A 7322-nucleotide genomic window follows, 5' to 3' on the forward strand; every position below is an offset into this window, starting at 1 on the left:
AAACCGGTCCGGAGCATGGACCCGATCGCGCCTGCCATCGGATCGAGAATGCGCGCTTGGGCGTTCGGTGGCGCATCGGGCACATTCCGTTCGGCTGTTCCAGCCGAACGGAATGTGCTCTAGGGTGAATCGAGGCATCGACGGGGATTCAACGAGGACATGAGCAAGAGAATTCTGGTCACCGGCGGCGCGGGCTTCCTGGGATCTCACCTGTGCGAACGGCTGCTGGCGGACGGCAACGACGTGCTGTGCGTCGACAACTATTTCACGGGCAGCAAGCAGAACATCACGGCGTGCCTGGGTAATCCGCGCTTCGAGCTGATGCGCCACGACGTCACCTTCCCGCTCTACGTCGAGGTCGACGAGATCTACAACCTCGCCTGCCCGGCGTCGCCGATCCACTACCAGCACGATCCGGTGCAGACGACCAAGACCAGCGTGCACGGCGCGATCAACATGCTGGGATTGGCCAAGCGCACGCGCGCCAAGATCTTCCAGGCCTCGACCAGCGAGGTCTACGGCGACCCCACCGTGCACCCGCAGGTCGAGTCCTATCGCGGCAACGTCAATCCGCTGGGGCCGCGCGCCTGCTACGACGAGGGCAAGCGCTGCGCCGAGACGCTGTTTTTCGACTATTGGCGCCAACACAAGCTGCGCATCAAGGTGGCGCGCATCTTCAACACCTACGGCCCCCGCATGCATCCCAACGACGGCCGGGTGGTGTCGAACTTCATCGTCCAGGCGCTGAAGGGCGAGGACATCACGATCTACGGCGACGGCATGCAGACCCGCGCCTTCTGCTATGTCGACGACCTGATCGCGGGCTGGCTGCGCCTGATGGACCACACGCCGGACGATTTCACCGGCCCGGTCAATCTCGGCAATCCGGTCGAGATGCCGATCAGGCATCTGGCCGAGAAGGTCATCCAGATCGTCGGCGGCAGGTCGAAGATCGTCCAGGCGCGCCCGCTGCCGGTCGACGATCCGCTGCAGCGATGCCCCGACATCTCGTTGGCGCGCGAGAAACTCAAGTGGGAGCCCAAGGTTCCGCTCGACGTGGGCCTTGCCAAGACAATCGAGTATTTCGATGGCCTGCTGCGCAGCAACAGCCAGGTCAGCCGGGTCGGGCGGTAGTTCTTTTTCCTCCCCAGCGTCTTCGCTGGGTGTCCGCGTCTTCGCGGACGGAGGGGTCATGAATCTTCATTCTGGACCGCGGGCGTCTCGCCCGCTCAAGATTCATGAGCGGGCGGGACGCCCGCGGTCCTCATGATTCATGAGCGGGCGGGACGCCCGCGGTCCAAATGAGCCCTGACCCCTCCGTCGCCGTAAGACGGCGACACCTCCCCAGCGAAGGCGCCGGGGAAGAGAGTGATTACTGCGCCGCCACCGCCTTCGGCAGGGCGTTGACGACCGAGGCGCGGCCCGAGGTCATCTCGTCGTGGATCCACTTGTAGGTCTTCTCCATGCCGTCCTCGAGACGGATGGAAGGGGCCCAGCCCATCAGCTGCTTGATCAGGGTGTTGTCGCTGTTGCGGCCGCGCACGCCCTTCGGCGCGTCGAGCTTGTAGCTGCGCTTCAGCTTCACGCCGGCGATCTTCTCGACGATGTCGACCAGGCGGTTGATGCTCACCAGCTCGTCGCTGCCGATGTTCAGCGGCTCGATGATGTCGCTCTGGGCCAGGCGGATCGTGCCGTCGGTGCAGTCGTCGATGTACATGAAGGAGCGGGTCTGCTCGCCGTCGCCCCAGATCTCGATCTCGTGCTTGCCGGAGAGCTTGGCGGCGATGACCTTGCGGCAGATGGCGGCCGGCGCCTTCTCGCGGCCGCCGTCGTAGGTGCCCTCTGGCCCGTAGACGTTGTGATAGCGGGCGACGCGGGTGGCGATGCCGTAATCTTCGCGGTAGTGGCGCGCCATGCGCTCGCTGAACAGCTTCTCCCAGCCGTAGCCGTCCTCCGGCATGGCGGGATAGGCGTCCTCCTCCTTGAGCGCCGTGACGTCGGTGCGGGTCTGCTTGTCGCCGTTGTAGACGCAGGCCGACGACGAATAGAAGAAGCGCTCGGCGCCGGCCTCCTTGGCGGCCACCAGCATGTGGGTGCTGATCAGCACTGACAGCATGCACTCGGCTTTGTGCGTCTCGATGAAGCCCATGCCACCCATGTCGGCGGCGAGGTTGTAGATCATGCGGGCGCCCTTGGCGGCGGCGCGGCACGGCTCGAGCAGGGCGAGATCACCGACCTGGTTCTCGACGCCGGGACTCTTCTGGTACCACTCGTCGAGCGGCTTGACGTCGACGGCGCGGATTTTCGTGTGGCCACGCTGCTGCAGAACACGCACCAGATGGCCGCCGATGAAGCCGCCGGCGCCGGTGACGACCACAAGATCATTCTTGGACATGGATGGGCCTTTCACGCGAGGAGAGGGCATTTATCAAATATTTCAAAGGCTTGCCAGCTTGGCCGCGGTGGGCGCGGCAGGCCGGTCGCAGCGCTCCGGGGGGCGGGCACGCCGGGCTGCTCGTTTGCGCGACCCGGGCTTTGCCGTCAAGTCGTCGTATGGGCGCGGCGGGCAAGCGGTCCAAGGCAATTCCCGGCTGGATCGGGCCGCCGATGATGTGGCGGCACGAGGGCTCGTGGCCGGGACCGCGCCACTCATGGGCGCTAACTTTCGCCTCTCCTCCCCAGCTTCGCTGTCAGCTTCGCTGGGGAGGTGTCGCCGTCTTACGGCGACGGAGGGGGCATGACCCTCATGATTCGTGACCCCTCCGTCCGCGAAGATGCGAACACCTCCCCAGCGAGGCTGGGGAGGAGACCAAAAGTTGGCGCCCATGAGCGCGCCAGATGGCGCTCACGGGATCTGTGATCCACACGATGAGCGCCATCGGAGTGGCGCGCTCCCAGCGAAAGGTTTGTTTCTTGCCAGTGGCGCGGTCCCGGCCATTGGTCATGACCCTTCCCCTTGCGAGAAACCGATGGCCGCTTCCAGCGATCTCCTATAGCACTCGCGGGACTGTTCATTGTCGAGGCGTCGTGCCGGCCGCTGCTGCTTTCGTCATCCAGACCGGATCGGGCGGATGACCTACGTTCTCGGGCTCAATGCCTTTCACGCCGACGCTGCCGCCTGCCTGGTCAAGGATGGCAACCTGGTCGCCGCTGTCGAGGAGGAGCGCTTCCGGCGCATCAAGCACTGGGGCGGTTTCCCGAGCGAGGCGATCAAGTACTGCCTGGCCGAGGCCGGCATCGGCCTCGCCGAGATCGAGCATGTCGCCGTCAACAGCGACAACCGCGCCAACCGGTGGCGCAAGCTCGCCTATGTCCTGACGTCAGGCGTCAGCCCCTCGTACGTGCTGAGCCGCCTGCGCCAGCGCGGCGAGCGTGCCGATGTGGCCGGCAATCTCGCCCGCAGCCTGCCCGGCGAGTCGTTCCGCGGCACCGTCCATGCCGTCGAGCATCACCTTTGCCATCTTGCGTCGGCCTTCCTGGTGTCGCCCCACGACAAGGCCGTGGCGGTGTCCGTCGACGGCTTCGGCGACTTCTCGTCGGCCGCCTGGGGACTGGGCGAGGGAGGCACTCTCTCGGTCGACGGCCGAGTCTACTTCCCCCATTCGCTCGGCGTCTTCTACGAGGCCATGACCCAGTTCATCGGCTTCCCGCACTATGGCGACGAGTACAAGGTGATGGGCCTCGCACCCTATGGCGAGCCGCGCCTTGTCGACGCCATGAAGCGGATCGTGCGTCTCGAGCGCGACGGCACCTTCGCCCTCGATCTGCGCTACTTCCGGCATGCCTCGGGCGAGGGGGCGAACTACCAGGTGAAGGACGGCATCCCGTCGGGCGGCCAGCTGTGGAGCGACGGGCTGGTCGACCTGCTCGGGCCGGCGCGCGATCCGGCGGCGCCGCTCGAGGATCGCCATCGCGACATCGCCCGCTCGGCTCAGGTGACCTACGAGAACGCCTTCTTCAATCTCCTGGAGGCGGTGCATCGGCGCTACGGCGTCGACGCGCTCGTCCTGGCCGGCGGCTGCGCCTACAACTCGGTGGCCAACGGCAAGGTGCTGGAGCGTTCGCCGTTCAGGAAGCTCTATGTCCAGTCGGCCGGCGGCGATGCCGGCGGCGCGATCGGTGCGGCCTTCGCCATCTGGCACAAGCTCGGCGGCACCGGCGCCAAGAGGCGCTTCGTCATGGACCACGCCTACTGGGGCCCGTCGGCGACTCCGGACCAGATCGCCTCGGCGATCGACGAGCGCCGCGCCGACTTCGATGCCGCCGGCTGCACCATCGAGCGCATCGCCGACGAGGCGACGTTGTGCCGGCGCACCGCCCAGGCCATTTCCGAGGGCAAGGTGATCGGCTGGTTCCAGGGCCGGCTGGAGTGGGGACCGCGTGCGCTGGGCAACCGCTCGATCCTGGGCGATCCGCGGCGCGCCGACATGAAGGACATCCTCAACCTCAAGATCAAGCGGCGCGAATCGTTCCGGCCGTTCGCGCCCTCGATCCTGCGCGAGGCGGTGCCGGCGTGGTTCGAGACCGACGACGACGTGCCCTTCATGATGCAGGTCTTCCGCATTCGCGCGGAGAAGCGCAAGGAGATTCCGGCCGTCACCCATGTCGACGGCACCGGCCGGCTGCAGACCGTGACCTGGGCCGGCAATCCGCGCTACGCTCGGCTGATCGAGGCATTCCACGCCCTCACCGGCGTGCCGATGGTGCTCAATACCAGCTTCAACGAGAACGAGCCCGTGGTGTGCCGGCCGGAGGAGGCGATCGACTGCTTCCTGCGCACCAGGATGGACGTTCTCGTGCTGGGTGATACGCTGATCGCACGATGATCTCGTTCACCGTCAACGGCACGGTACGCCAGATCGACGCCGAGGCCGACAAGCCGCTGCTCTGGGTGCTGCGCGAGGACCTCGACATCGTCGGGCCCAAGTTCGGCTGCGGCGTGGCGGCGTGTGGCGCCTGCACGGTGCATGTCGACGGCGCCCCGGTGCGCTCGTGCACGATGCCGGTAGCCAGAGTCGCCGGCCGAAGCGTGGTCACCATCGAGGGGCTGGGACAGGGCGCGGTGCACGCCGTGCAGAAGGCGTGGATCGAGCAGCAGGTCCCGCAATGCGGCTACTGCCAGCCGGGCTTCATCATGGCCGCGGCGGCGCTCCTGAAGGCCAGGCCCAGGCCGACCGACAGCGACATCGACGAGGCGCTCTCCAACATCTGCCGCTGCGGCACCTACAGCGCCATCCGCCGCGCGGTGCACCGCGCCGCGGCTCTGCTGGGCGACGGGTCATGAAGCTCACCCGGCGCAAGGCGATCATCGGCGGCATCGTCGGTGGCGGCCTGCTTGGCGTCGGATTCTGGTTCGCCTACGAGCGCGATCGCCTGGGAAGTCGCACCCTGTTCAACGTCAGGTCGGGCGAGGCGGGCCTGAGCGGCTGGGTGAAGATCACGCGGGACAACCGCGTCTTCGTGGCGGTGCCGCGGGCCGAGATGGGGCAAGGCGTCCAGACGGCGCTGGCCATGCTGGTTGCCGAGGAGATGGATGCGCGCTGGGACCAGGTCACGGTCGAAGACCCGCCGGAGGACGGCGTCTACCGCAATGTCGAGATCCTGATCGACGGTCTGCCGTTCTCGCCGGAGGCGACCGGCACCATCGTCGAAGTGGCGCACTGGCTCGCCACCAAGGCGGCCGGCGTGCTGGGTGCCGTGGCGACCGGCGGATCGACGGCGGTGCGCGATGCCTGGCTGCCAATGCGCACCGCCGGCGCGGTGGCGCGCGATCTGCTGCTGCGGGCCGCCAGCCGCAAGGCCGGCGTTCCCGTGGACAGCCTGGACGTGCGAAACGGCGAGGTCCTGCTCAGGAAGGACGGGAGCCTGGTCGCGAGCTTCGGCGAGCTGGTCGACCAGATCGGCGACCTGTCGTCGAGGCCACCGCCGCCGCTGAAGTCGCCTTCCGAGTTCAAGCTGATCGGCAAGCCGCTCGCGCGACTCGACGTCCCGGCCAAGGTGATGGGCGATGCGGTGTTCGGCATCGATGTGCGCCTGCCGGGGCTGATCTACGCTGCGGTCCGCAATGCGCCGACCTTCGGCGGAAGCGCCTATGGCTTCAAGGTCAAGGGCAGTCTGCCCAAAGGCGTCGAGAAGGTCGTGATCCTGCCGGGCGGCATTGCCGCGCTCGGGGCAAGCTGGTGGCGGGCCGACAAGTTCCTGAAGGAAGGACTGGATGTCGACTGGGCGACCGGCCCGGAACCCAAGCTCGACAGCGGCCACCTGTGGCAGCGCTATGCCGAGCTGCTGGCCACCGGAGAGCCGGGGCTGGTGCGCATCCTCGGAAAGGAGAGCAGGCCGGCCGCATCACAGACACTCGAAGCGACCTATCGCGCACCCTATCTCGCGCACACGCCGATGGAGCCGATGAACTGCACGGCCCGCGTTGCCCGGCGCGAGGGCGGCAAGCCGGCCGTCGAGATCTGGATGCCAAATCAGTCGCCGACCTTGATGCGCTACATCGCCGCCAGGACGGCCGAGGCCGATCAGGCCGACGTCACGGTGCACACGACGTTCCTGGGTGGCGGGTTCGGGCGCCGGGCGGAGGTCGACCTGGTACGCCAGGCGGTCACCTGCGCGCTCGCCGTTCCCGGGCGTCCGGTCCAGGTCCTGTGGTCGCGCGAGGAGGACATCCGCCACGACTACTACCGGCCGATGGCGCTCGCGCGCTGGCGCGCCGAGCTCGATCTGTCCGGCGAGACACCCAAGCTCGCCGGCGTGAGCAAGCGTCAGGTGGCGCAATCGCCGATCGACCAGTTCGCCGCACGCGTCATCGGCCTGCCGGCCCAGGGCAAGCCCGAAGGCAACGCCGTCGAGAACCCGCCCTATTCTTTCCCGTACTACCGGCTGGAGGCGATCGTCCCCGAAGGCGTCGTGCCGGTCGGCTTCTGGCGTTCGGTCGGCCATTCACACACTGCCTTCTTCGACGAGTGCTTCCTCGACGAGGTGGCCGCCGCCCTGAGGAAGGACCCATACGAATTCCGGCGCGAATTGCTCGCCGGCAAGCCCAGGCACCTCGCCGTGCTGGAGACGGCCGTGCGCGAGGCCGGCTGGGGCCAGCCGCTACCGGCCGGATCGGGACGCGGCCTGGCGTTGCGCGCCTCCTTCGGATCGATCGTCGCCCAGGTCGCCGAGGTTGTCGTGCCCGACGGCCAGACGGTGCAGGTCAGGCGCGTGACCTGCGCCATCGATTGCGGGCCGGTGGTCAATCCGGCGATCGTGCGCGCGCAGATGGAAAGCGGCATCGTCTACGGCCTGTCGGCCGCGCTCCATGGCGAGATCAC

At 67.5% G+C, this 7322-nt stretch carries 5 protein-coding genes; 4 read left to right on the plus strand and 1 reads right to left on the minus strand.

Features of this window, described 5'->3' with window-relative positions:
• Positions 1-159: 159 nt before the first annotated feature.
• Positions 160-1134 (plus strand): UDP-glucuronic acid decarboxylase family protein, encoded by a 975-nt coding sequence (locus AB7O82_RS18705; RefSeq protein ID WP_428542682.1) that lies wholly within the window; start codon positions 160-162, stop codon positions 1132-1134.
• A gap of 238 nt (positions 1135-1372) precedes the next feature.
• On the opposite strand, the gene AB7O82_RS18710 is transcribed toward AB7O82_RS18705, so the two are convergent.
• Entirely contained in the window at positions 1373-2395 is a 1023-nt protein-coding gene (locus AB7O82_RS18710) for an NAD-dependent epimerase/dehydratase family protein (RefSeq protein ID WP_428542679.1), read from the minus strand.
• Between the two features lie 676 nt (positions 2396-3071).
• Here AB7O82_RS18710 and AB7O82_RS18715 point away from each other — a divergent pair.
• From AB7O82_RS18715 to AB7O82_RS18725, 3 genes are all read left to right on the plus strand, one after another.
• Positions 3072-4826, plus strand: a complete 1755-nt coding sequence (locus AB7O82_RS18715; RefSeq protein ID WP_428542676.1) for a carbamoyltransferase family protein — start codon at positions 3072-3074, stop codon at positions 4824-4826.
• The gene (locus AB7O82_RS18720) at positions 4823-5284 is read left to right on the plus strand and encodes a (2Fe-2S)-binding protein (protein WP_428542673.1); all 462 of its coding nucleotides are present in this window, start codon (positions 4823-4825) and stop codon (positions 5282-5284) included. Before AB7O82_RS18715 ends, AB7O82_RS18720 begins: the two co-directional genes overlap by 4 nt.
• Positions 5281-7322, plus strand: a 2042-nt coding sequence (locus AB7O82_RS18725) for a molybdopterin cofactor-binding domain-containing protein (protein WP_428619925.1), incomplete at its 3' end; no start/stop codon positions are given. The genes AB7O82_RS18720 and AB7O82_RS18725, both read left to right, overlap by 4 nt.

Origin of the sequence: Reyranella sp., assembly GCF_050185545.1 — a bacterium.
In the GTDB taxonomy this organism is placed as follows: domain Bacteria; phylum Pseudomonadota; class Alphaproteobacteria; order Reyranellales; family Reyranellaceae; genus Reyranella.

Coding starts and splice junctions, on each gene's coding strand:
- AB7O82_RS18720 (WP_428542673.1), top strand. CDS start 4,823: ATGATCTCGTTCACCGTCAACGGCACGGTACGCCAGATCGACGCCGAG.
- AB7O82_RS18715 (WP_428542676.1), top strand. CDS start 3,072: ATGACCTACGTTCTCGGGCTCAATGCCTTTCACGCCGACGCTGCCGCC.
- AB7O82_RS18705 (WP_428542682.1), top strand. CDS start 160: ATGAGCAAGAGAATTCTGGTCACCGGCGGCGCGGGCTTCCTGGGATCT.
- AB7O82_RS18710 (WP_428542679.1), bottom strand. CDS start 2,395: ATGTCCAAGAATGATCTTGTGGTCGTCACCGGCGCCGGCGGCTTCATC.